This window comes from Dickeya sp. NCPPB 3274 (assembly GCF_000406205.1).
In the GTDB taxonomy this organism is placed as follows: domain Bacteria; phylum Pseudomonadota; class Gammaproteobacteria; order Enterobacterales; family Enterobacteriaceae; genus Dickeya; species Dickeya fangzhongdai.
On the sequence record NZ_CM001979.1, the window covers coordinates 1,436,249 to 1,462,304 of the forward strand.

The 26,056-nt window shown below is 49.7% G+C and carries 21 protein-coding genes; 19 read left to right on the top strand and 2 right to left on the bottom strand.

The genetic code is table 11. The features are described 5' to 3' along the window. Positions 1-29: 29 nt before the first annotated feature. The 16 genes from DXX3274_RS07210 (at position 30) to DXX3274_RS07295 (ending at position 19,975) form a co-directional block, all read left to right on the top strand. A complete protein-coding gene (locus DXX3274_RS07210; RefSeq protein WP_042859234.1) occupies positions 30-950 on the top strand; it encodes a glycosyltransferase family 2 protein in 921 nt (306 codons plus the stop codon). Next, on the top strand, positions 947-2,218 hold the full coding sequence (locus DXX3274_RS07215) for an oligosaccharide flippase family protein (protein ID WP_042859235.1): 1,272 nt from the start codon (positions 947-949) through the stop codon (positions 2,216-2,218). Before DXX3274_RS07210 ends, DXX3274_RS07215 begins: the two co-directional genes overlap by 4 nt. Positions 2,219-2,348: 130 nt before the next feature. After that, entirely contained in the window at positions 2,349-3,185 is an 837-nt protein-coding gene (locus DXX3274_RS07220; protein ID WP_042859236.1) for a glycosyltransferase family 2 protein, read from the top strand. An 80-nt stretch (positions 3,186-3,265) separates the two neighbouring features. Then, the gene (locus DXX3274_RS07225) at positions 3,266-4,132 is read left to right on the top strand and encodes a hypothetical protein (protein ID WP_042859237.1); all 867 of its coding nucleotides are present in this window, start codon (positions 3,266-3,268) and stop codon (positions 4,130-4,132) included. Positions 4,133-4,209: 77 nt separating this feature from the next. Beyond that, on the top strand, positions 4,210-5,067 hold the full coding sequence (locus DXX3274_RS07230; protein ID WP_050569823.1) for a glycosyltransferase: 858 nt from the start codon (positions 4,210-4,212) through the stop codon (positions 5,065-5,067). Between the two features lie 78 nt (positions 5,068-5,145). After that, on the top strand, positions 5,146-6,051 hold the full coding sequence (locus tag DXX3274_RS07235) for a glycosyltransferase family 2 protein (protein WP_042859238.1): 906 nt from the start codon (positions 5,146-5,148) through the stop codon (positions 6,049-6,051). Between the two features lie 90 nt (positions 6,052-6,141). Beyond that, complete coding sequence (locus DXX3274_RS23645) at positions 6,142-7,689, top strand: hypothetical protein (protein WP_152495234.1); 1,548 nt, start codon at positions 6,142-6,144, stop codon at positions 7,687-7,689. Positions 7,690-7,830: 141 nt separating this feature from the next. Then, positions 7,831-9,054: an O-antigen ligase gene (locus DXX3274_RS07250; RefSeq protein ID WP_042859241.1), complete on the top strand. Its 1,224-nt coding sequence runs from the start codon at positions 7,831-7,833 to the stop codon at positions 9,052-9,054. A 317-nt stretch (positions 9,055-9,371) separates the two neighbouring features. Beyond that, on the top strand, positions 9,372-10,379 hold the full coding sequence (locus DXX3274_RS07255) for an NAD-dependent epimerase (RefSeq protein ID WP_038918369.1): 1,008 nt from the start codon (positions 9,372-9,374) through the stop codon (positions 10,377-10,379). A gap of 236 nt (positions 10,380-10,615) precedes the next feature. After that, a complete protein-coding gene (locus DXX3274_RS07260) occupies positions 10,616-11,782 on the top strand; it encodes a nucleotide sugar dehydrogenase (protein WP_038668753.1) in 1,167 nt (388 codons plus the stop codon). Between the two features lie 83 nt (positions 11,783-11,865). Beyond that, a complete protein-coding gene (locus DXX3274_RS07265; protein WP_042859242.1) occupies positions 11,866-12,765 on the top strand; it encodes a sugar phosphate nucleotidyltransferase in 900 nt (299 codons plus the stop codon). Positions 12,766-13,019: 254 nt separating this feature from the next. Further along, a complete protein-coding gene (locus tag DXX3274_RS07270) occupies positions 13,020-13,940 on the top strand; it encodes a glycosyltransferase (RefSeq protein WP_193747060.1) in 921 nt (306 codons plus the stop codon). Between the two features lie 185 nt (positions 13,941-14,125). After that, a complete protein-coding gene (gene gndA / locus DXX3274_RS07275) occupies positions 14,126-15,532 on the top strand; it encodes an NADP-dependent phosphogluconate dehydrogenase (protein WP_039691418.1) in 1,407 nt (468 codons plus the stop codon). Between the two features lie 856 nt (positions 15,533-16,388). Then, complete coding sequence (locus tag DXX3274_RS07285; RefSeq protein WP_338084212.1) at positions 16,389-17,009, top strand: YjbF family lipoprotein; 621 nt, start codon at positions 16,389-16,391, stop codon at positions 17,007-17,009. A 9-nt stretch (positions 17,010-17,018) separates the two neighbouring features. Continuing rightward, positions 17,019-17,798: a capsule biosynthesis GfcC D2 domain-containing protein gene (locus DXX3274_RS07290; RefSeq protein WP_042859245.1), complete on the top strand. Its 780-nt coding sequence runs from the start codon at positions 17,019-17,021 to the stop codon at positions 17,796-17,798. Further along, on the top strand, positions 17,798-19,975 hold the full coding sequence (locus DXX3274_RS07295) for a YjbH domain-containing protein (RefSeq protein WP_042859246.1): 2,178 nt from the start codon (positions 17,798-17,800) through the stop codon (positions 19,973-19,975). Before DXX3274_RS07290 ends, DXX3274_RS07295 begins: the two co-directional genes overlap by 1 nt. A 111-nt stretch (positions 19,976-20,086) precedes the next feature. On the opposite strand, the gene DXX3274_RS07300 is transcribed toward DXX3274_RS07295, so the two are convergent. Next, on the bottom strand, positions 20,087-21,205 hold the full coding sequence (locus DXX3274_RS07300) for a hypothetical protein (protein ID WP_238556091.1): 1,119 nt from the start codon (positions 21,203-21,205) through the stop codon (positions 20,087-20,089). A gap of 351 nt (positions 21,206-21,556) precedes the next feature. On the opposite strand from DXX3274_RS07300, the gene DXX3274_RS07305 reads away from it, so the two are divergent. The 3 genes from DXX3274_RS07305 (at position 21,557) to DXX3274_RS07310 (ending at position 24,954) form a co-directional block, all read left to right on the top strand. Then, a complete protein-coding gene (locus tag DXX3274_RS07305; RefSeq protein ID WP_042859247.1) occupies positions 21,557-22,957 on the top strand; it encodes a hypothetical protein in 1,401 nt (466 codons plus the stop codon). Positions 22,958-23,108: 151 nt separating this feature from the next. After that, positions 23,109-23,276, top strand: a complete 168-nt coding sequence (locus DXX3274_RS23950) for a hypothetical protein (protein ID WP_162942913.1) — start codon at positions 23,109-23,111, stop codon at positions 23,274-23,276. A gap of 613 nt (positions 23,277-23,889) precedes the next feature. After that, positions 23,890-24,954 (top strand): diguanylate cyclase, encoded by a 1,065-nt coding sequence (locus DXX3274_RS07310; RefSeq protein WP_042859248.1) that lies wholly within the window; start codon positions 23,890-23,892, stop codon positions 24,952-24,954. A gap of 12 nt (positions 24,955-24,966) precedes the next feature. On the opposite strand, the gene DXX3274_RS07315 is transcribed toward DXX3274_RS07310, so the two are convergent. After that, entirely contained in the window at positions 24,967-25,863 is an 897-nt protein-coding gene (locus tag DXX3274_RS07315; RefSeq protein ID WP_038660606.1) for a GntR family transcriptional regulator, read from the bottom strand. Between the last annotated feature and the right edge of the window lie 193 nt (positions 25,864-26,056).

Genomic DNA, 26,056 nt, shown 5'->3' on the forward strand with positions numbered 1-26,056 from the left:
TCGTATTTCCTTATCTTCGGTTGGCAGAGATGACAGGTCACGATCGGATCAGTATCGCGTTGGCTACCTATAACGGTGGCCGTTATGTCAGACAGCAGCTGGATTCCATCCAGCATCAGACGCATCAGGACTTTATCATCCATGTGTGCGACGACGGTTCCCGGGATAACACGCTGGAGGTAATCCGGAGCCATGAACTCTATCAGCAGGGTAAAATCCGCCTTTATCCCGGCAAAGGCGGGCTGGGCGCGATGAAAAACTTCCGCCGCGTCATTGCCTGCTGTGAAGACCGTTATATCGCTTTGTGCGATCAGGATGACTATTGGGTTCCGGAAAAGCTGGAGCGGCTGCTGAACGAAGCCAAAGCGCACGAGCAGGGAGGGGCGACGCCGGTGCTGGCGTTTTCCGATCTGGAGATCGTGGATGCGGTGCTGGGGCCGTTGCATCCTTCCTTCTATCGCGCGTCGATCAAGTCCTCGGCGGCCAGCCAACCGGAAGACTTTGTGGTCAGCAACCATATTCCTGGCTGCGCCATGCTGTTCAATCGCGCATTGAAACAGCTGATGGAACCGATGCCGGACGACATCCGCATGCATGACTGGTGGATTGCGATGATCGCCGCTCACAGCGGGAAGATTGCGTATGTGGATATGCCGCTGATCAAGTATCGCCAGCACGGCAACAATACCGTCGGCGTGCCCGGTATCCTGCGAAAACGCCTGCTGCCGGACAGCCTGCTGTGTCTCAGGGGCTACCCCACGGGGCACAAGCACAGCCGTATGATGTTGACCGCCCTGAAAAGTTTCTGCCAGCAGCATCAGTCCGACAGCACCGATTTTCTGCGGGTGATTCGCGGAGAAGCGGGGGTGCTGAGTAAGCTGTCGTTGATGCGACGCGCCCGTAACGGCGAGCGGAAACTGCTGAGTTGTGCAATCTGGTGGATGGTATGAGTGACAAAAAGACAATAAAGCGCGAGGTTATCTATCTCTATATCATCCAGATTTCCAATATGCTGCTGCCGCTGGCGACCTTTCCCTATCTCGCCAGGGTGCTGGGCGCGGAGTTTTTTGGCAAACTCAGTTACGCCCAGTCCATCAGCTTTATCGCGTTGTTTATTGTCGATTTTGGCTTTAACTTCTCGGCCGCCAGAAAAGTCAGCGCGCATGCTGGCGACATGGCGGCCATCAATGCCCTGTACTCGAATGTGCAATGCGCCAAGACATTGCTGTTCCTGGTAGTGATGGCGGCGGGGACGGTAGTCGACCTGTTGACGGCCCAGTCGAAGATAGACGGCATCTTGTTCTTCATCGGGCTGGCGTCCTCGCTGAGCTCGCTGCTGTCCGCCGCCTGGCTGTTTCAGGGATTGGGGAAGAACTCGCATCTGGCTATCCTGAACCTGGTGTTCCGTGTGCTGGCGCTGGGCCTGATTTTCCTGCTGGTCAGCGCGCCGGTGGATATTTATCTGGCGGCGGTGATTCAGCTGTTTCCACCGGTGCTGGTCGGGCTGGTGATTCAGTGTCAGTTGAAATGCCGCGAATCGGTGAGCTGGCAGCTTTCCGGCGTCAACCGGCATACGGTGGCCGACGAAATCCGGGAGAGTTTTCATAACTTTTCCGCGTCATTGTTCACGCTAGGTTTTACGTATCTGAATCCGGTGGTGATCAAGTTTATGTTCGGCGACGCCACGCTGGGCCACTACGCGGTGGCGGATCGGCTGGTATCGGTGCTGCGCCAGTTATATAACCCGATAGTGCAAGGTAATTTCAGCCACATCTGCGGCCTTTACAACCGCCTGGAGTACCCGGCGATTCGGACCCGGCTGATAAAAGTCATGATGATGTTTTCTGTGCTCACCGCCAGCGCTTTTCTGGGCAATCTGCTGGTGGGGGCGCCGATAATCCACTGGGTCTTCGGCAAGGAATATGATATCGGACATTTGCTAACGATCATGATCATTACCCAGTTTGTTATCTCGCTGTCGATTATTCTGGTTAACCTGATCATTATTCCGGCCGGGCTGAGCATCTACCTGAAACGGGTCTATTTCGTCGGCCTGCTGTGCCATTTTTCCTATCTGTTTTTCTTTGCCCAATGGTGGGGTGTATATGGGGTCGCAATTGCGGTGGGGACGACCGAGTTCATTATCACATTGGTGTTCTTTTCTATAGTAATGAAAAAGAACATCCTGGGTAATCGGATGGTAGGGATGCGTCAATAGAGTCACTGCTTCAATAAAATAGCTGCTCCAATAAAATAACCGTGCGCCAGCATGTAATAATAAAACACGGACATACCATACATCTGAATGGAATCGTCATTGCAATCCTGTTTTATCAGGAGAGAGAGTTATGATTAAAAATGCAATTCTGGTGGTGTTGTACAATAAGGGATTGGAGTTGTCTATAACCTTACAGACGCTGATTCAGCATCCGTTTAAATCGATCAAGTTGACCATTCACAATAATGGTCCTTTTCGTATTTCCGACGAAGATAGTTTTTTTTTGCGTCTGAAGACGATTTATGAACAGGTGGAACTGGTTAATTGTCTGGAAAACCAGCCATTGAGCCAGGTATACAATCGGTTTATCGCCGACAACCTGCAGGTGGAGCGATGGGTTATTCTGGATGATGATACCACCATTAATGAGTCATTTTGGTTCGCGGTGGAGCATACCCAGGCGGATATTGAATGTCCGCGGATTATTTCCAGCATTCATTACAAAACCTATTACCCGGTATCAAATGGAAAAATTGTACTGAGTTATCAGGATCTGGATTCGGCGACGGCCTTTTCCATCGGCTCCGGGCTGATTATCCACCGCCGGTTATGGGATGTCTTCGAACGGCGCGGCCTGTCGCTGTTTGATGAAAACTACGCGCTGTACGGCGTGGATGTCAGCGTGTTTCGCCGCATACATCGCCTGAGCGCGTCCGGTGAAAAATTTACGCTGAGAAGCAGTTGTTATCTGGAGCATGGGCTTTCTCGTTTGGAGAAAAAGGAATGCGAATTCAGAATAGTAGAAAATCTGATCGACCTGGCTATTTCGGCTCGCCGTTATCCCCAGTTTCACTTGTATTACCATCTTGGCTGGCGGCTGTTAAAACAATTTGTTCGATTACGCTTTAAAACCGTGATGGTTGCTATACAGGCTTTTTTTCGCGGTAAGCATCCTCGCTGTAATTAATTTCTCTTCATGTTTCTGCAATGATGAGTACCATTTTTGATGGTTTTATTTAAAGTTAAAAGAGTAACATGAGGTCAATTATGAGCCACAGAGAAATAAAGTATAATAAAAAAATATCTATTTTGGTTATATTGTTTAATAAAGAGTTAAATGAATCAAAAACACTAAATTCATTATTGCAATGTAAGTATTGTTCTGACGTCTCGCTAAAAATTTTGAATAACGGCCCTAAAGAGATAAAGACCAATGATGGTTTATTTCAGGCATTGGTTTCTTCATTTAAGGTCGTAATGCTGGAGTCCCGTCTTGAGAATGCTCCCTTAAGTAAACTTTATAATGAGTTTATCAATGGCAATATCGATTCTGATTATTTTGTTATTCTTGATGATGATTCACAACTGGATGATGATTTTATTTTTAATATCTATAAAACAGATGCTGACATTATTATCCCCAGGATATTAAGTGTTGATGATGGGCGTTTTTATTACCCAACTCAACAGGGGGTTGTGGTAGCGCATGAAGGATGGGTTGATTTATCTTCTCTTATGTCTATTTCTTCAGGTCTGACGATCAGCAAAAAATTAGTTTATAGCATGCTATCACATTATCCTGATGTATTTGATGAGCGTTTTTCTTTGTATGGAATAGATACTTCTTTTTTTTTGAGACTGAGAAGTATAGTCAAGTCTGATTCTTCTCTATTATTGGCAAAATGTATTTCTTTGATCTGCCACTCTCTTTCGAGAGTGCAGAAAGAAAATGTTTCACAATTTAGAGTTATAGAGAGATTATATGACTTTGCAATAACTGCAAGGCATTATCCTGAATATGTCAGTCGTTTTTGGTTGTTCAAAAGGATCGTGAGGTATTCCATGGTTATGAAATTTGAATATGCATGGATTCTGCTTCGGTATTACGTTAAAGGGAGGCATCCAAAATGTTGAAGTATATAAAGGATGAGGTTTTTGGACTTTGTTTTTACAAGACGAATGAATATATAAATTGATGTAAGGGCTATGCGATGATAGAGAATAATCCAAAAGTCAGTATATATATCACTACTTGCAATCGATTAGATAAACTAAAAAGAGCGGTAATGTCCGCTCAAAAACAAGATTATTCGAATGTTGAAATTCTCATTTGTGACGATGCTTCTACGGATGGAACAAAAGAATTTGTCGATAGTTTGATTTCTGAAGATGAACGAATTAGATATTTTAGAAATGATGAAAATAAAGGGGCATGTGCAACAAGAAATATTGGAATATTTAATGCTACGGGTGAGTTTATCACTGGTCTTGATGATGACGATGAATTTACCCCTGACAGGCTCTCTTTCTTTATAGCTAAATGGGATGATAAATATTCTTTTGTTTGTGCGAATTTTGAAAATAAGTATCAGGATAGTATGATCATAAATTATAGATTAAAAAAAGAAAAAGAATTCCATTGTTCTGACTTGCTATTCGCCAATGAAGCATCTAATCAAATTTTTACCAGGACTGAAAGACTGCGCGAGATAGGTGGATTTGATGTATCCGTTAAAAGATTACAAGATTGGGATACCTGGCTGAGATTATCTAATGAATTTGGGCCATTTATTCGTTTTCCTGAGTCAAAATATATTATGTATCATGACCATGTGCAAAGTGAAAATCGGGTATCAAAGAGCTATTCTTTTGTAGATGCCTTAAATGACATGGCTCAAAGGAATACGGGGATATATGGATTTAAAGAAAAGAAGATATTAAATATGATAATACTAACAATCAATGGTGATTTAAAGCCAAAACATTTCGCCCAATGGTTTTTTTGGGATGGAAATCCATTGAGAGTATTAAGGATGGTTTATCTTTATTCAAAGATGAAAATTATATAATGTATTTGCTATAAGTTAATTTCGTATTCTTTGTGTTAGGGATAATCTAATGCGATTTATGGTTTCTTAGGAGGGTAAATGTTAACTGATAAATCATCTATTTTTTCTGTCATTGTTACTTACTATCCCAAAATGGATAACGTCATCGCTCTTATTACTGAGCTGAAAAATCAAGAAGTAACTCCGGTTGTTGTGGATAATGGTTCTTTAAGTGAAGATGAATTCTCTACATTATCGATTCTATGTAAAGTTTTTCGTCTTGATAATAATGTGGGTATAGCGAAAGCACAGAATATAGGAATATTGTATGTGAAGGAAAATGCAGGGAAGGGGATATTGTTTTTTGATCAGGATAGTAAGATAAATAACTCATTCGTGAATGAGATTATGGGTGACTATAATCTTGTTTGCAGTGAAATAGGGCAGAGTAAACTAGCAGCCATCGGTCCTGTATTTACAGATTCGAGATATGGATTTTTCTATAAATTTATCAAAGTAAGCAAGCTTGGTTTTAGAAAGAAGATTAGCCCAGAGGGCATTAATAAACCTTTTGAAGTTTCTATGATAATCTCATCGGGTTCGTTATTACCTATATCGGTACTGGATGATGTTGGGCTAATGAATGAGGATTTATTTATTGATTATGTTGATACTGAGTGGTGTTTAAGAGCAATATCGAAAGGGTATAAAGTATATGTGGCGACGTCTGCAAAGATGTCTCATGCGATTGGCGATAAAATGGTTAAGTTCTTATTTTTTAATATTCCCGTTCATTCTCCTATTAGAAGATACTATAGAATAAGAAATGCTTTTTTATTTTCTGGTATGCCGCACGTTCCTTTTTTTCTAAGAATGAGGGAGAATGTTTTTAATATTATACATCAGGTGATACTGATTGTTTCGCAAAGGAAGTTATCATATTTTTCTGTAATGACTAAGGCTATTTTTGATGGTTTGAGTTTTTCAAAAAAAAACGCCGTATAAATTATTTAAAATGAATTTAATTGATTGATACATTCTCTTCTGGGAACTTGATTCTATTTTTTTCGGAAAAGTCTATAAGGGGAGGTAAGAATGGAAAGAAGAGAGTTAGCAAAAAAAATATTATATGTGGCAGGGGGGGCTTTAGCTGGGGTAACAGTATTAGAATCCCAGGCAGATGAACTTAAAAATCAGCATGTGGATATTGCATCTCTTTATCGTTCTAAGAATACATTACATGATACAGTAAATATACTCCAATTCGGCACAATGGATGATGCAAGTTCAGCTTTTTATCAGGCGTTATTATACATTAATAGACGTGGGGGAGGGAATCTATTAGTTCCCAATGGGAATTATTCATTTAATAAACGCGTGGAAATAAGGATAGGTTGTAAAATATCCATATATACATCTTCTAATGCAATTATGACTATGTATTCAGATGAGGATATGTTTAGCATTATTGGTTCTGAACATGCTGCACTACGTATATTTGGTAATGGCGAATTTATATATTCTGGTCCAAGAACGGATCATGCTTCTTGTATTCGTTTTACTTCATTTAATCATGATGGAGTATATGCGAGTAGTTCGTTCGAATGCAATGGGAGATTACGGTTTAGAAAAGGGAAGAACGAATGGAAATATGCTATCCATCTAACGGATGTTCGTGATGTTGTCCTGGTTGGTCCACAGTTTGATGGGCTAAACTTACCAGAAAGAATGAGTGAACAAATTGGTGTTTATGTTCAGGCAAAAAACAGTGCGTCGGTTTCATGGGTTATTAATGATCTGCAATTTAATGATATGAATACTGCATTTCATATAGAGTCAAATACAGTCCCAGGTGCTGAAGGGTTTAAATTTTTCAATTGTGACATGGTTGGGATTAAGTGTGGTATATATTTTAAAAATAACACTAAATATTACCCTCCGCAATTGGAGATTGTTGGGTGCCATATGAATGGATATGGAAGCCTTATTGATATTAATAAAGCCTTAAGCATCCATATCGTTGGCGGTTTATTTTATAGAAAGGGTGTTTCAGAAGGCGCATTCTTAGAGTTTGATAGTGTGCAGGATGTTTCTATCGTTGGTGCGAGTTTCTGTTTAACGGGTAAAGAAACTGATGTTCCCTGCATTCTTATAAAATCAACGGATGGTATTTCAGGTTTTTTTCGTATTTCTGATTGTCATTTTTGGGCTAACAAAAGAAGAAAACCATTTTTGAAAATATTAGGGAAAATCAATATGCTGTTGCTTTCAAATTCCAGCAAAGATTCATCAGGTAAATGGATCGATACCTCTGAGATGTCTTCTTTTAAAGATAATATCTATATAGATACAAATACAATTTCATTATCTGAGGTTGATAAAGGTGACATGTGGGGTGGGGTTGTTGACTGCTCAATGGGGATCGTTGACCTTCGCAATGCCTTGCCAGGAATTGTCTATTTAAAAAATGTTACCGCATTAAGAAAGATCATTGGTGGAAGAATAAACTCTACCTATATTTTGCGTTCAGATTCGGTTATTGAGTTGCAATATGGTATAAATATAACTAATGGTTCTGAGGTTGGGAAAGGGAAAAAAACAATTAGTGTGATATTTGATGGTGAAAATTATACTGTAATCTGAACCTTATATAGTTTATATAAACCTTGCTTTTTTATTTTGTGGTTTCTCATAATGTGGGTATAAATTTATTAATTGATTTGATTTCTCCTTGGGTTTTTTCTTTTATGAAAATTCACTAAGCAATGAAGATAAAAGGGCAAGATGAAAATGACAGATCTCTCTCAGCGTAATGCACAGGTATTAATATTAAAATTCTTCCTTTCAATATGTGTTTTATTACCAACGGGGAGTGTTTGGGGAATAAATGTCAAATTCTTGTTTCTTTTCCTATTATTAGGAGCAACCTTGCTGGGGAAAGGCGAAGGGATTGTAAAAATTGCGATAGGGTTATTACCTCCGGTGGCGTTAATATTAATCTTTAGTCTGATCACTGAATTTAATGGTCGGTATACTTTCGTGTCTATTGAACAAACTAAAGATTTTCTGGTGTTTTTTCTCATGGTGACGTTGGGGTATGCTTTAGTTACGCCGGAGAAAAGATATGAGGTTATAGTTAAAACAATCATAAGATGCTTGGTTTTACTTGGGGCCGCTAAAATTTTGATTCTTCTTTATGCCGTTCTCACCGGAAGGGGGGCGTCAGTTGTAGTACAAGGGATTTCAGCTTTTTTTAATACGTCTTTGATGACCATGGAATCCGATGATGTTGTTGTGAGTCGAATAAATTTTATGTCTGATTATTTGATTCCGACGGTCTTGTATTTATCGTTGCGGGATATCCTTATTAAAAAAGCTTCATGGAAAGAGTGGGTGGTGATTTTTATTCTTTTTTCTTCTCTAATTATTAGCATGTCCAGATTTTTATGGGCGGCGGGGTTTGTTTGCCTTTTCCTGGCATTGATCTCTAATTACAAGAAATATAAAAGTTTTTTTGTGATTTCTGCCATGGCTGCTTTGGTTGTTTTTTTATTGACTCTCCCTTCTGTACAAGATTTGATTGAATTTAGATTTTTATCTAAAGGGGTTGCTGAATCAGACCTGACGAGAACGCTTCAGTATAATGGAATTGTCAAGCACTTTATAGAGTACCCACTGCTGGGGAATGGAATTGGCTATTATATTCCAGATCTTATAAGGAGCCATTTGTCGTTGTATTCATATGAGCTTCAGATTCCCGCTCTCTATATGCAAATGGGAATTATTGGCGCTTCGTCAATAATCATGATTGTGCTCATGATCTTGTTTTCTCAGATGAAAGGATTGTCATTAAATTTGTCGGTCACTTATATTGTCTTAGTAGCGTTGTGGTTGTCTGGCGGATTTTTCAACCCTGTTATTATATCCTCAACAGGAGGCGTTTCTTTTTTGTTGATATATTCAATACCAAGTGATTTTAAATATCGACATGAAGTGAGAGAGGGTTAGTTATATGGTTGTTATGGGGGTAAATATATCCGAGGATTTGTAATCATTATTCTCATTATTGAAAGAGTGAAAAATTTTTTTCCATATATCGTTATGAATATCCGGCAGGCAACTATTAAAAGATGTGCTAATGAGACTGATGACATGGCGTATCGGATTTTATTGATAGGGAGGGAAACTACAACGGCAAAATGCCTGAGATAGCCAGAACAATTATCGGGATTGCATAAAAGCCCATTTCAGTCTGCTCGGGTGCCTAATCCCATAGATGAGTGTTATCATGGCACCTAATCGTATCACATTGAATGAGTCATTGTATGAAGTTCCTTGTTACCGGCGCGGCCGGCTTTATCGGCTTCTATGCCTGTCAGTCACTCTGCGCCGCCGGCCATACGGTGGTGGGGATCGACAACCTCAACAGCTATTACGAGGTATCGCTCAAGGAAGCGCGGCTGGCGAAACTGCGCGCGCTGCCAGGTTTTCATTTTGAGCGGATAGATATTGCGGATAGCCAGGCGATGGCGGCGTTGTTCGCGGCGGAAAAATTCGAGCGCGTTATCCACCTCGCCGCGCAGGCCGGGGTGCGTTATTCGCTGGAAAACCCGATGGTGTATGCGGAAAGCAACCTGATCGGGCATCTGAATGTGCTGGAAGGGTGTCGTCATAACGGCGTCGGTCACCTGATTTACGCCTCTTCCAGCTCGGTGTACGGGTTGAACAGCAAAACGCCGTTCGCCACCGCCGACTCGACCGACCACCCGATCTCGCTGTACGCCGCGACCAAGAAATCCAATGAACTGATGGCGCACTCTTATTCGCATCTGTATGACCTGCCGACCACCGGGCTGCGCTTTTTCACGGTGTATGGACCGTGGGGACGCCCGGACATGGCGCTGTTCAAGTTCACCCGCCGGATTCTGGCTGGCGAACCGATCGATATCTACAATCAGGGTGATATGTGGCGTGATTTCACCTATGTCACCGACATTGTGGAAGGCATGCTGCGCATGGTGGATCAGATTCCGGGACGCGACGCCGACTGGACGGTGGAAGGCGGTTCGCCGGCCACCAGTTCCGCGCCGTACCAGCTCTACAATATCGGTCACGGCAGCCCGGTGCGGCTGATGGATTTCGTAACCGCGCTGGAGTCGGCGCTGGGGCGTGAGGCAGTAAAAAACTTCATGCCGATGCAGGCTGGCGACGTTTATCAGACCTATGCCGATACCAGCGACCTGTTCGCTGTGACAGGCTATCGACCGCAGGTAGGGGTAGAAAAAGGGGTACAGGCCTTCGTGGACTGGTACCGGGATTTCTATCAGGCCTGAGCGAAATAAAGAGAAATATATACCCCAAATAATTCGAGTTGCAGGAAGGCGGCGACGCAGCGAATCCCCAGGAGCTTACATAAGTAAGTGACTGGGGTGAGCGAGGAAAGCCAACGCACCTGCGACTTGAAGTATGGCGGGTATAGACGGCATTACGCAGCGGACGTCTCTGCGGCTTTGCTATTGTTCTGTGGCGGGTACAGTGTGTTACCCCGTAGGATGAATGTGGACAGATGATGAAAATTGCAATTGCGGGTACCGGTTATGTTGGCTTGTCCAACGCCATGCTGCTGGCGCAGCATAATGAAGTGGTCGCGGTGGATATCGTTGCCGAAAAAGTGGATATGCTCAACAAAGGCATCTCCCCCATCGTGGATAAGGAAATCGAAGCCTATCTGCGCAACCCGGCGCTGAATTTCCGCGCCACGCTGGATGCCGTATCCGCCTATCAGGATGCGGAGTTCGTCATTATCGCCACGCCGACGGATTACGATCCGAAAACCAATTACTTCAACACTCGCTCGGTGGAAGCGGTGATCAGCAAGGTGCTGGAAGTGAATCCGCACGCGGTGATGATCATCAAATCCACCATCCCGGTGGGATATACCGCGCAGGTTCGCGAGCAGTTCGGCACTGAAAATATCATTTTCTCGCCGGAGTTCCTGCGTGAAGGCCGCGCGCTGTACGACAACCTGTATCCGTCCCGTATCGTGGTGGGCGAGCGTTCTGAACGCGCCGAGCGTTTTGCCCGCCTGCTGGTGGAAGGGGCCATCAAAACCAATATTCCGGTGCTGTTTACCGGTTTAACCGAAGCCGAAGCGATCAAACTGTTCGCCAATACCTATCTGGCGATGCGCGTGGCCTACTTTAACGAGCTGGATACCTACGCCCAGACGCTGGGGCTGGACAGTAAACAGATCATCGAAGGCGTCGGGCTGGACCCGCGTATCGGCCAGCACTACAACAACCCGTCGTTCGGCTATGGCGGCTACTGCCTGCCGAAAGATACCAAGCAACTGCTGGCTAACTACGAATCGGTGCCGAACAACCTGATTCGGGCGATTGTCGACGCCAACACCACCCGCAAGGATTTCATCGCCGACTCCGTGATCAGACGGAGTCCGAAAGTGGTCGGTATCTACCGGCTGGTGATGAAAACCGGCTCTGATAACTTCCGTGCTTCCGCGATTCAGGGGGTAATGAAGCGCATCAAGGCCAAAGGGATCGACGTAGTGGTGTATGAGCCGGCGTTGAAAGAGTCGGAGTTCTTCCGTTCCCGCGTGATTCACAGTCTGGATGAGTTCAAACAGATGTCTGATGTGATTCTGTCGAACCGAATGGCGCCGGAATTGTCTGATGTAATGGAAAAAGTGTATACCCGCGATCTCTTCGGCGCCGATTAGGTGTATTCTGGCGCCAGAAAAATTAATGTGGCGCGGTCTTTGTCGTCGCGGCAAACAGCAGCATGTTTTTGAGAGAACACGAAATGACAGCATTAAAAGCGATTATCCCCGTTGCCGGTTTAGGGATGAACTTGTTACCGGTTACCAAAGCGATTCCAAAAGAGATGCTTCCGTTGGTTGACCGGCCGGTAATCGAAAAGATTGTCAACGAGTGCGTCAATGCGGGAATTAAAGAGATCGTGCTGGTGACGCACGCCTCTAAAAACGCCATTGAAAACCATTTTGATACCTCTTTCGAGCTGGAATCGATGCTGGAAGAGCGCGCCAAACGTCAGTTGCTGGCGGAAGTACAGTCCATTTGCCCGCGGGGCGTGACCATCATGAACGTCCGTCAGGGGCAGACGCTGGGCCTGGGGCACGCGGTGTCCTGCGCTCACCCGATTGTCGGCAACTCGCCGTTTGTGGTGGTACTGCCGGATGTGGTAATGGACGACGCTTCCGCCGATCTGTCGAAAGACAATCTGGCGCTGCTGATTTCCCGTTTTGAACAGACCGGTCACAGCCAGGTGCTGGTAAAACACCGTCCGTACGAGGTGCTGCCGGAATATTCCATCGTGGAATGTGAGAGCGCGTTGAATCAGGCGGGCGACGCTTCGGCGATCACCTCCATGATCGAGAAGCCGGAACTGGCGCCGGTGGAAGGCTCGGATCTGTCCGCGGTCGGCCGTTATGTGCTGACTGCCGAAGCCTGGCCGATTCTGGAAAACACCCTGGCGGGCGCGTGGGGCCGTATCCAGTTGACCGATGCCATCGCCGAGCTTATCAAAACCCAGCAGGTTGATGCCGTTCAGATGGCGGGGCGTAGCTTCAACTGCGGTCGTAAGATGGGTTATGTGCAGGCATTCGTGTCCTACGGTCTGCGCAATCCGGAACTGGGCGGTGCTTTCAAAACCAAAATCAAAGCGCTGCTGGAAAAATATTAGTCAATGCGTCATGCCCGATAGCACCCTGGTGTTATCGGGTTTTTTCTGATTAAATTCCAAATCATTAGTTGAATCATTAATCACAATACAATTTATTATATTGCTGTTTTTTTTATTCGGTTTATCCGACAAAGGTTATTTTTTGTCAGCCGTTGCTAACTTTCTTACACACACATAGCATTGCAATGAAAAATATAAATAAGATTCTTATGGTCTGTCCGACAGGGTATGGGACGACCAAAAACGGACGCGATTTGGCCGAAGCGTTCATTTCTCTAGGGTATGAGGTTCATCTGGCAGACAGCGATTGCCGGCCGCTAATGCAGTCGCTGACGCCTAAGTTCATGCGCAGCAAACTGTTTTCCGAACAGTGTCGGCTCTATTTTAATGAGCGCTTGCTGAAGCAGTGCGCCACGCTGCGTCCGGACATGGTTTTCGCGGTAAAGCCGGTCAATATGTTCGCCGAGACGGTGAAAGCTATTTCCAATATGGGGATACTGACCTGCAGTTACTGGATTGACGATCCGCTGGATTTTGATCGTTCGGTAATTGCGTCGGCGCCGTTTGATATTTTCTTTACCAACGATCGCGGGTCGGTGGCCAATTATGCGCGCCACGGTATCAAGGCCCGTCATTTGCCTTCGGCCGTCAACCCGACGCTGTTTTATCCGTTAAAGAAGGCGGCGTCGCGTTATTCGCTGAGCTTTGTCGGCACCTTTGTCGAGTACCGACGTAATGTGCTTAACCAGGTTGCCGTGCCGGTACATGCGTTCGGTCCGGGCTGGAAAAAACATACCCGACCGAATGACCGGGTCATCCCGATGCCGGAAGTGTTCGGCAAAAAAACCAATCAGGTGTTCAACCAGAGCCATATTAATCTCAATGTGCACACCTGGAACGGGGTCGGCACCGCCATGAATCTGCGGTTGTTTGAAGTACCGGCGGCCGGCGGTTTTCTGTTGACTGACTGGGTGGATGAAATCGGGGAGTATTTCACCCCTGGCGTCAATATCGAAACCTGGCGCTGTGTCGATGAACTGAATGACAAAATTCGCTTTTATCAGCAAAAGCCGGCCGTTCGGGAAAAGATCACCGCGTCGTCGCGCGACCACGTGCTGAAAAATCACCTCTACCGGCAACGTTGCCAACAGATTCTGGCCGATATCGCCTGCTGAAGCCTGTCTGACGTATAACAGCGAGACGAGTTACGCCCATGCAATACGCCGTGGGCGTAGACTCCCCGCCTGTTGCACCAATAACTACCCACCCGGCGTTAGCTGGGTTACCATGTCAGCCAGCTTTTTGTTGCCTGGGGCGCAGTCAGCCGCAGGCAGGTTACCTTCAGACAGGAGTTGCTTTAATGTCCAAACAGCAAATTGGCGTTGTCGGTATGGCGGTAATGGGGCGCAATCTGGCGCTGAACATTGAAAGCCGTGGCTATACCGTTTCCGTCTTTAACCGTTCCGCAGACAAAACGGATGAGGTGATTGCAGAGAATCCGGGAAAAAAACTGGTGCCGTGCTACACCGTTGAAGAGTTTGTTGAATCTCTGGAAAAACCGCGCCGTATCCTGTTGATGGTTAAAGCGGGCGAAGCGACGGATAAAACTATCGAGTCTCTGAAACCGTATCTGGAAAAAGGCGACATCCTGATCGACGGCGGCAACACGTTCTATAAAGACACCATCCGCCGTAACCGTGAATTGTCTGCCGAAGGGTTCAACTTCATCGGTACCGGCGTGTCCGGCGGTGAAGAAGGCGCGCTGAAAGGTCCGTCCATTATGCCTGGCGGTCAGAAAGAGGCCTATGAGCTGGTCGCGCCGATTCTGGAGCAGATTGCAGCCCGTGCTGAAGGCGAGCCTTGCGTCACCTATATTGGCGCTGACGGCGCCGGTCACTACGTGAAAATGGTGCACAACGGCATCGAGTACGGCGACATGCAGCTGATCGCCGAAGCTTACGCGCTGCTGAAGCAGGCGCTCGGGCTTTCCAACGAAGAACTGGCGAGCACCTTCTCCGAGTGGAACAAGGGCGAGCTGAGCAGCTACCTGATCGAAATCACGGCCGATATCTTCACCAAGAAAGACGAAGAGGGTAAATACCTGGTCGACGTGATTCTGGATGAAGCCGCCAACAAAGGCACCGGCAAGTGGACCAGCCAGAGTTCGCTGGATCTGGGTGAACCGCTGTCCCTGATTACCGAATCGGTGTTTGCCCGTTACCTGTCCTCGCTGAAGAACCAGCGTGTGGCGGCCTCTAAAGTGCTGAGCGGCCCGGCTGCCCAGGCGTTCAGCGGCGACAAGGCCGGGTTCGTCGAAAAAGTGCGTCGCGCGCTGTATCTGGGCAAAATCGTCTCCTACGCGCAGGGTTTTTCTCAGCTGAAAGCGGCGTCTGACGAAAACAACTGGAGCCTGAACTACGGCGAAATCGCCAAGATTTTCCGTGCCGGCTGCATCATCCGCGCCCAGTTCCTGCAGAAGATCACCGACGCCTACGCCGAGAACGCCGATATCGCCAACCTGCTGCTGGCGCCGTACTTCCGACAGGTAGCCGACGAATACCAGCAGGCGCTGCGTGACGTGGTGTCCTATGCGGTACAGCAGGGGATTCCGACTCCGACCTTCTCAGCGGCGATTGCCTATTATGACAGTTACCGTTCCGCGGTATTACCGGCCAACCTGATTCAGGCTCAGCGCGATTATTTCGGCGCGCATACCTATAAGCGTATTGATAAAGAAGGCGTATTCCACACCGAATGGTTGGAATAATATTCTGAAATATTTTTCATATTCTGAAACCGGATAGAAATATCCGGTTTTTCTTTCTCAATATCTCCCCTCTAATAACTATATCCAAAATAATTCGAGTTGCAGGAAGGCAGCCAACACACCTGCAGCGTGAAGTATAACGGGTATAGGACTTTTCCGATAATATTTCATCTCATTGTAATCAATGGGAAAAATATAACACTCTTGCGACTTGTCTTATTTCCTTAACCGCTTAATTTTGTTTTTCTTATTCTTTATCTGAGTATTGGTTCGGATCCTTCCCATGCGCTGGTGATTATTTCATGAAGGATGAATTGAAATAATTGCTTCACAGGCCGTGGGGAAGATCCAACCTGGCTGATTAATTCAGCCAGTCGTGGGCCAGGGGAGAGCTTTCGGGTTGTCCCCTGCCTGATGTCCTTAAACAGGAAATAAAAGGAAATGGTAATGATGAAGAAAACGCTAGCGATCCTGGTACTGGCTCTGGCCGTACCTGTGGGCGCACTGGCGGCTGGGCCGTCAGCAGGTAACGGTCAACCCGTTTTCCAGGGGGGGGCCGCAGCTGGTTCACACGCGTTTAGCGCAGCGAGTGGCCGCGGGTCGGGTTATGGCTATGGCTATGGCCACGGGGTTGGTCGTAGCGTCATGGGGGGCATCGTTTCTGCCGCCAGCAGCACAACCAGCACCACGGCGACCAGCACCTCAACCGTGACGTCAACTCGCGGTTAATGATGGGCTAATAACCAAGGCCACTCCGGTGGCCTTTTTTCTGCTTCAGGATGTTCAGGCGAGAACCCGAACAATGAAAAAAATCCTTGATTTAGCCTTGTTCCGGATGTTGGCGGTCGTTTTCTTCATGCTAGGACTCACAGGGTGTTCTCAGCAAATCAGTCAACTGGGCCGGGACTTTCGGCTGGCGTTGTGGGGAAGGGAAGATGTCAGCATGACGCCGCAACAGGTGGAGCAGCTTCCCTATGCTTCAGCGTATCTGAAAGTGGGTAAGGCGCCGCGCGTCTTTGTGGTGCTGGCGTTTGTCGATAACCAGCAACTGAAATGGGTGACGGCGGATAAAAACGTGGTGGTGACCCGCTTTGGCCGGCTGGTGAAAACGCAGGGGCTGGGTGAAGACATCCGGCAAGTCACCCAGTTGGACACCGACCCGCTCAGCCTTGGCTTGCTGAAACCCGGCACCCCGAAACAGTGGCACACCATCGTCAGCTGGTCGCAGGTGCTGCGCGGCGGTTACGACCAGCAATCGGTATTCGAGAACAAAGGCCCGGAGACCCTGACGATACTGAACATCCCGCGGCAGACGGTGCGTTTCGACGAGCAGGTGACCGTACCGGCGCTGGGCAAACGCTATACCAACCAATACTGGCTGGACCCGACTTCCGGTCAGGTCATCCAAAGCTATCAGTATATGGGGCCAAACATGGCTCTGGTGCAGTTCACTGTTCTTAAGCCATACAATCAATAAGGTAATCTTATGTTGTCATTCAATCGATTGGCTGCCTTGTTATTGCTGGTGGCCGGAACATCAGGGGCGGCGCAGTTAACGGTAAAGTATGCGGGCGAAACGTTGCCTGCCGTGGTGCTGAAAGACGGCACCCGTCTGGATCAGTTTTACGGCCAGATGACTTTCCCGGACAAGGTCAACTGGCAGACTGCGTTACTCACCAACGAACTTGTGACGGAAAAGGTCAGAGAAAAGGGCGAAAAGCTGCAGGCTCGGCTCTATCAGTTGCAGCTGGTCTGGCAGGTCGAGGGCGATGGCGACTGGGCGATCGCCGCCTGGTATATGGCGCAGGCGCTGAAACAGGTAAATACCGTCGGCCGGATCCGCGCCAGCATCGACCCGGATATCGTGCGTCTTTCTCAGCGGGATAATCGCCCGCTGGTGGGCAACTATACCCTCTACCTGTCACCCTATCGGGATCAGTTCTTTTTGTTTGGGCTGATCAGCACCGGCATTGATATCGGCACCCCGAACGTGTTCAAGGACATCGACCTCCAGTCAGGCTGGTCTATCGAACAGTACATCGGCAGACGGCGTTTTCTGCCTGGCGGCGATAACCGCGACGGTTATCTGATTTCGAGCAACGGCCGCTGGCGCAAAGTTCCGTTGGCCATCTGGAACCGCCAGCACAATGAACCGGCGGCGGGAGAAACGCTATTCATCGGTTTTGACCCTTCCATTCTGCCCGAGGGCTTCACGTCTCTGAATGAGCAGATCGCCGACTATCTTGCCAACCGGATTCCACACTAATGGCTAACAACCGAACTTTTAAACTGAGCTGCCTGTCGCTGGCGATTGGCAGCACATTAGGGACGCCGGTCTGGGCGGCTGATGCGGATAACCAGGAAGCGGCGAACCGCAGCGGTTATTACCAGCCCGCCGGCGTATCGCAGATGGATTTTGGCGGCGTCGGGCTATGGCAGATGCCGACGGCGCGCATGGCGGATACCGGCGAGTTTAGCGCCAGCTACCGCGACAACCAGGAGTATCGCCGCTATGCCATTTCACTGCAGCCGCTCGACTGGCTGGAGGCGACACTGCGGTATACCGATATTCGTACCCGGCCTTACAGCACCACCCCAAGCTTCAGTGGCAGCCAAACCTACAAAGATAAGAGCTTCGACGTCAAGGCGCGGCTCTGGCAGGAAAGCCGCTGGCTGCCGCAGGTGTCGCTGGGGCTGCGCGATATCGCCGGTACCGGTTTGTTCGACAGTGAATATCTGGTAGCCAGCAAGCGCTGGGGGCCGTTTGATTTCACGCTGGGTATGGGCTGGGGCAACATGGCGCAGAGCGGCAACATTACCAACCCGGCCTGCCGGTTGATGTCGGGATTCTGTACCCGTTCCGCCTCAACGCAGACCGGGCAGTTCGCGGCGAAGAACTTTTTCCACGGACCGGCGGCGCTGTTTGCCGGGCTGGAATACCAGACGCCGTGGGATCCGCTGCGTATCAAGCTGGAGTACGACAGCAACGACTACAGCGTGGAGGCGGCGGACCAGACTCGCCCTGCGTCGCAGCATATCAAGCAGGACTCGCCGGTTAACGTCGGCCTGGTGTACCGCGCCACCGACTGGCTGGATACGTCGCTGTCGTGGGAGCGCGGCAACACCCTGATGTGGGGCTTCACGCTGCGCACCAACTTTAACCGGCTGCGGCCGCAGCATCCGGACGACGAGCCGCCGGTCTACTTACCGGGAAAAAATGCAACGTTACCGGGAAAAAACGCAACGGCGAAAAATGCGCAGGGCGGCACCGACTGGCAACGTGTTTCGCAGGAGCTGGATGAAAAGGCCGGCTTTACCCAACCGGATATTTATAGCGACGGCCAGCAGGTGACGGTGGTGGCGGAGCAGTATAAATATAACAGCGATGCCGAGGCCAGCCGACGGGCGGCGACGGTGCTGGCGAACAATCTACCGGACGACATCGGGCAGTATCACATCGTCACCCGTAGCGGTCCGCTGACCGCCACCAGTACCCGTGTGGATGCGTCGGCGTTCCGCCAGTTGGAATCCGGCAGTACGCCGCTGGGGCTGGACGAGCCGGATCCCTATCATGTCGAGCCGCTGCCGGAGCCGAGTGGCCGTCAGGTGCTGCATACCGAGCCGCCGCGTTTCACCTACGGCATCGACCCCTCGTTGCAGCAGTCGTTTGGCGGTCCGGAATCGTTCTACATGTATCAACTGTCGGCCAACGCCAGCGCCGATTATCGTATTACCAATAACTGGCGGCTGGGTGGCACGCTGAGCATCAACCTGCTCAATAACTATAACCAGTTCAACTTCAGATCGCCCCCGCAGGACGGCGCGGCGCTGCCGCGGGTCCGTACCCACATTCGCGAATATGTGACCGCTTCGGACGTACAACTGACCAACCTGCAGCTGTCGCGTTACGATCATCTGTCGCGCGACTGGTATACCCAGGTCTACGGCGGTTATCTGGAAACGATGTACGCCGGGGTCGGGGGCGAAGTGCTGTATCGGCCGTTTGGCAGCAACTGGGCGGTGGGGATGGACGTCAACTACGTCAAGCAGCGGGACTGGGACGATCCGCAGCGGCTGAGGGATTACAGCGTGACCACCGGTCACCTGACCACCTACTGGTCGCTGCCGTTCGTCAAAGGCGGGCTGGCGAAAATCAGCGTCGGGCGTTATCTGGCCGGCGATAAAGGCGTCACGCTGGATCTGTCGCGCCGTTTCGACAGCGGGATCGTGGCCGGCGCGTTTGCCACCGTCACCAATGTCAGCGCCAGCGAATATGGCGAAGGCAGTTTCACCAAAGGGATCTACTTCACCATCCCGTTCGATCTGCTCTTCAGTTCACCGACCACTCGTCACGGCTCCATCGGCTGGGTGCCGCTGACCCGCGACGGCGGCCAGATGCTGGATCGGCGCGACGTGCTGTACAACATGGTGGATCGGGAATAATGGTGGACCGGGAATAATGGTGGTCAGGGGATAATCAAGAGTAGTGAGGGGATAATCGAATCACCCGGTCAATATGCAGCGCCTTCCGGAAAACGGGAGGCGCTGCCAGTATCAGGATTGAGGCTGAGGCTGTAGTGACGAGGGGGAAGGCAGCGGGCGTACCGCTCCGGTCCGCTGGCGATGTAGCTTGCTGCTGACCATCATCATGGTGACAAACAGAAACAGCCCGGGTGAAAAGTAGCCATAGCCGCGCAGGAAAAACTCGACCGCGTAGGCGATCACCACCGCCATGGCGATTTTCAGCAACGTTGATTCCATATCGGTGTTATCGCGGATGCGATTGATGGTGTTGACGGCTTTTTTCAGGATCAGCATGTAGCCGATACTGATCAGCAGACCGACGGCGCCGAATTCGCTGACGATTTTCGAAGCCAGGAAGCCGCCGTCGTTACGGTTGAAGTCGCTGCCGGCGAGCGACTGGATGACATAGCCGTATTGACCGACGCCATTGGTGCCGGCCATTTGCAGCCCCAGGCCAAGGCCATGGCTTTCCAGCAGCGCGTTTTTGGCGTCATCCAGCCCTTGCAGGAATACCAGCGTCGTGAGGTTGTCGGTATCGTCGCTGATGGTCAGGCGCGACCCAAAGTAGGCGATGGCCGGCAGGTCGGAAAAGTAGGTCAGCATGAAATACACCGCCGCAACCAGCACCACGATGATCGTTAGCATCAGGGTAATGCGCCGCGCCATCCAGAAGATGAAAATCGCCATCATGCAGAACACCAGCAGCGTCAGGCTGGGGAAAATCAACGCTTGCAACAGCAGGTTCGCCAGCAGCACCACACGTTCCCGGTTTTTCATCAGAATGCCGCTGGCGCAGACAAAGATACCGACCGTCAGGGCGTAATGGCTCTCTTCGGAAAAAGGAAACACCGCCTTGGGTTTCGCAGCGTAACTGCCGATATCAATGCGATGGATGACCGAGATCCAGCCGAGCAGCAGCAGGGTATAGGTGACGGCCCGGAAAACGGAAGCAAGGGTGGCGGGCGGGACGGTCAACAGACGGTTGGAAAATAGCGTGGCGCCAAGAAAAATAATAATCAGCGTCGGTAACGTGAAGAGCGGTTTGTAATTGTTATAGAAGCCGGCGATATAACCGGACTGTGCCAGTAATATAAATACCGCTATCGAAAAAAATAAGGTTTTTCCACTGGAAAAGGCTAATTGCTTCATACAGCGTAAGCCATAAATATAGATGGCCGTGATGGCTGCCATCATGCCCGGCGCCAGCGAGGATTGCTGGAAAAATACAAGCGCAAACTGTGGTATCAGGAAAATTCAAGGCATTTCCCAATAAAGAGATTATGTTTTATGGTTGCTTTCAATTTTCAACTCCCATACTCAGTTGAAGTGTATTTCCAGTGATGATAAATCAGATTGAATTAAATCTTTAATTATTTTGCAGAAAATTTATGACATTCATCGGCGCTATTGTTTACCCTGCTTGTTATCAACGCATTATCTTCACGCTATGTGAATTTCTATTTTTAACGTATTGAATTTATTGATATCGTTGAAATTATTATGAATAGAATAGATTTCCTGGCCGGCAGTCTGGCATCGCTGGCGGTGACCTCTACGGCGTCGGCATCGCAGGAGAATAATGCGGTTGCATTTACCAATGATCTCACCCGCTACAATATTGATTTTTCCGGAAAGAAAGATTCCACCGGGCCTTTTCAGACACTTCTTAATGATATGCTGGAACAGTCACAATCTTTATCGAATATTTTTACCAAAAATGGTAATTTCGATAAATATGCGGTGGTGGTTACCGGAAACCCGGACGTGGATGCCGCCTACAGTAATATCGTGGACAGTTTTTTTTCCGGCGTGCATTTTATTTCTGAAAAGAGAACGTTAGATCTGTTTTTTGCGTATAACCCGGAGAACAATTCCAACCGCAATGCGTCCTGCCTGTTGAGCATTTATTCCTGCCGTTTTACCGGGTTCAGAAAAGTCTTTTCCAACGGCGCGGGCGGCTGGGGCTGGAACTGGTTCTCCTGCGGATTCAATAACTGCGATCGCCTGTTGTATCTGACCCGTCAGCCGGATTCCTACGAGCGCTTCACCTTCATTGGTTGTATCTGGCAAAACGGCGGGTACGCGTTTGAAATCGATAATCCGGACGGCGTGGTGTACTGGCAGGCGGGCAGCTTTGATTACTGCGAGGGGATCGCGTTGATTAACGAAGGGCATGTGGAGATCAACGGCCACTTCGAGTACGTGAGGCGAAAGCAGCCCGCGGTGGTGTTGAGGAAAAAGAACGCCAGCTTTGTGTTCAACGGCGGGGCGATTTTTGTGCGTCAGAATCCGGAGCAACCCTACCTCATTTTCGATCAGGCGTTTGATTACCAGACCACGCTGGCCAATATTCGCTTTGCCACCGACGGCATCAATGTCACTTCCTGCGTGATCTCCAACCGTCCCTGCTGGAAAAATAACCTGATCTTTACCAATCAGATGGCGGAACTGATCGCCCTGAACGACAGCGGCAGCACGCTGGTTTACCCCGGCGCAGCCGGTTGCGCCTGTCGTTACGACCCGGCGCACATTAAAGAAGATAACGGGCGGTTTGTGAAAATCGCCGAGAGCGATAACGTGCAGGTGCAGTTTCTGATACCGATCAATGGACACGATCAAATCGGGCTGACCTGGCAGGCGCAAACTTCCGTCGCCGGCAAGGTAGCGATTACCAAAAAGCTTCATGGCTACGGCGAAAACGGCCCCGGCCCGGTGATGATGGACCTGACCCGCGACGGCAAGGATTACATTCAGAGCAGCGATCGATTGCAGAAGGGCAACTCGGGCACCATCTGGAAAATTCCGCGCAGCGCCTGGCTGCTGGCGCTGTCGTTCAATCTCTCCTCCGCCAGCGTCGGCGACTATCTGGATATGCGCGAACTGAAGCTGGTCAGTTGCTGATCGCCGGGTTGAATGTAAGGAATGCGATCGTTTTACGAAAGTGGTTCGTAATCAATATAAATGACTGTAAATAAGAAGTTTTTTAGGAATAAGCGACTTGTTGCCTGTCGGCCGGTTTCTTATGATGCACCCGTTGAAACTGAGGTGAATCATGAAAAACGTAGTCAAAATGGTCGGTTTACTGGCACTGATCGCCACCCTGAGCGGCTGTATTTTCCCTCCTCCGTGGGGCGGTCCGGGCGGCGGTCATGGCGGCCCCGGCGGCGGTGGGCCGGGCGGGTTCCATTACCAGCCCGCCAACGGACCGGGTCATCCCTGATGCGTAACGCGGCCGGCCTTCCCCCTGTGGGCCGGCCGCATTGCTTTTGCTGACCGGCGTTGGTTTTTCACCTCGCCATTTTCCCATTCCCGCGTGCTTTCCCCCTGACGTTCTTTTCCTCTGAACGGTGTCCCCCAGCCGTCTGTTGTCATGCTGATAACGGCCTTTATCCGCCAGTGTTAAGCCAGAATTCAATACGATGTAGCAGGGCCATTTTGCCTGCCATGTTGGCGCCGGGCCGTGCCTGAACGGCTCGTTTGTCTGTAACGCTCTGGTTTACGCGCTGCGCCAGTTACGCCTGCTGGGATAGGTTCTTAATAAAAACCATATCTTACTGAAGTGATTTGAGCTGGAATTTGGAATAATGACTGCAAGTTCCCCGTCATAAGGATTATATACCCTGAATAATTTGGGTTGCAGGAGGCGGCGATACAGCAAATCCTCAGGCGTTTACTCAGGTGAGTGACTGGGGAGAGTGATAAACCGACGTAAGCCGATTTGAACGCTGCCGGCAGCGGTCCCGCAGAGGCGAGGACCATGAAATGGGCCGGGTAACGCAGCCAACGTACTTGCTTGCGGCTTGAAGTGTGACGGATATAAGAAGGAGAGTGGAATGTATTCAACACTCGTTGCTGCACCGGCTGACGGTGATCGTCGTCGCTCCGGTCTGGCGTTTGCCAGACGCGTCTATATCCCCCGTATGATTGGTTTGGGGCTGGGCTTTTTTTATGTCGCCGCGGTGCTGTATGACCAGACAGAACCTGTGTGGGTGTGGGGGGTATTGTTTTTCAACGGTTTTCTTTGGCCGCATCTTGCGCTGTTGCTGGCGCGGCGCGCCCGCGATCCGATGCGGTTCGAGTATGGCAATCTGCGGTTTGACGCCTGGCTGGGCGGCGTCTGGATTGGCATGATGGGGCTGAATTCACTGCCGTCGGTGCTGATCATGTCGATGATGGGCATGAACAATATCGCGGCTGGCGGTCTGCGGCTGTTTTTACAAGGGCTGGTGGTGCAACTGACCGGCGCGCTGGCTGTTGTCTGGCTGGCGGGCCGGTCGATCGCCTTTGCCACCACGCCTGTGCAGATCTATTTCTGCCTGCCGATGCTATTTATCTATCCCATATCGGTAGGGCTGGTCACCTATCGCACCGCGATCAAACTGGCGGAGCACAAGCGTCAACTACGGGAAATCAGTATCCACGACGGTATGACCCGGTTGTACAACCGGAATTACTGGGAACAGTTGCTGAAAAATGAGTTTGAGCTGTGCTTGCGCCACCAGCAGGTGGCGACGCTGGCGTTGCTGGATATCGATCATTTCAAGCGTATCAACGACAGCTTCGGGCACCACGTGGGCGATGATGTGATTCTCCTGCTGAGCGGCGGCATCAAATCAGCCTTGCGGCAATCCGACATCACCGGCCGTTTTGGCGGCGACGAATTCGGCGTGGTGCTGCCGCAGACGCCGGCTGTCGAGGCGGAGCGTATCGTCCAGCGGTTGCGCGAGTATCTGGACAGCGTGCAACTGCATCAGGCGCCGACGCTGCGGGTGGGAATCAGCGTTGGGCTGGTGCAGTTTCATCCCGGTCTGGAGGACTATCAGGTCTGGCTGAAAGCGGCGGATACCGCGTTGTATCAGGCCAAAGACAACGGTCGCGGTTGCACGGTCTGCGCCTGAACGGTTTCACCGCTAAAGCGCCATGAACAACGCCGGGTTGACCGCCTGGCGTCGCGCTGTTTCCAGATGCGTACGCATGAAATCGGCGGCGCTCAGCCGATCGCCCTGTTCCAGATAACGAATGATTTGCAGATGCTCTTCCGCCTGATGCTTTCGCTGTGGGCGGAATCTCTCCTTGCGGTACTCCACCAGCCGCCGCAGCCGGGCCAGATGGCGAACGGTTTGCAGCAGAAAACGATTGCCGGAACAGACGGCCAGCGTGTCATGGAACCCTGAGCTGGTATCAAACATCTCCATCGCCGTCATGGTCAGGTAACCGTCTTCGGCCAGGTGTTCCTGCTGTTTCCGGCAGTGCGCCAGTACCTGCGGATCAATGTGAAACGTCGCCGACAGCAGCCCGGCCGGTTCGATAATCGCGCGCAGCGCGTAGCTTTCCTCATAAGCTTCTACCGAATCGATCAGCGGCAGCGTGCGCCAGCCCTGGCCGGCCATGTGTTCCAGCCAGCCTTCCTGCTGACAGCGCAGCAATACTTTGCGCAGCACCGGGCGGGTAACGCTGAATTCGAGCATCAGCTCCATTTCTGAAAATTGTTCCGGCAACTGGCGGGTAATGCGGCGTTCCGCCAACTGGCGATAGAGCGGGTCTTCCGCCTGCTCCAGTACTTCGGCGACCAGATTGCCCAATTGCGAGGCGTGTTGCGCCAGAAAAAAACCGCGATTGCGGTCATAGGTCACCATGCCCTTGTCCATCAGGTACTGCATCGCCTGTTTTACCGGCGTGCGCGACGTGTTGAGCGCCTGCGCCAGCGCCGACTCGACCAGATGATGGCCCACCGCGAGTTGCTCGCGTCTGACATAACTGATGACATCGCGCACGATGCGCGCCTGCAAAGGGGTGAGGGTCGTCATGATTCCTTGCCAGTCAGAATAAATAACCGCTGATTATACCTGTTACCAACCGGGCTGGCAGTGCTGCCGGCCAATTGTTCTTTATTTTACTAAAAGTCACTTCGGTGTGTTAATCCGGTTGATTCGTTGGCAGCAGAAAAGGGACTGTCATTTCATGGATTGTATTTTTTAATAATAAAATGCAATATGATTG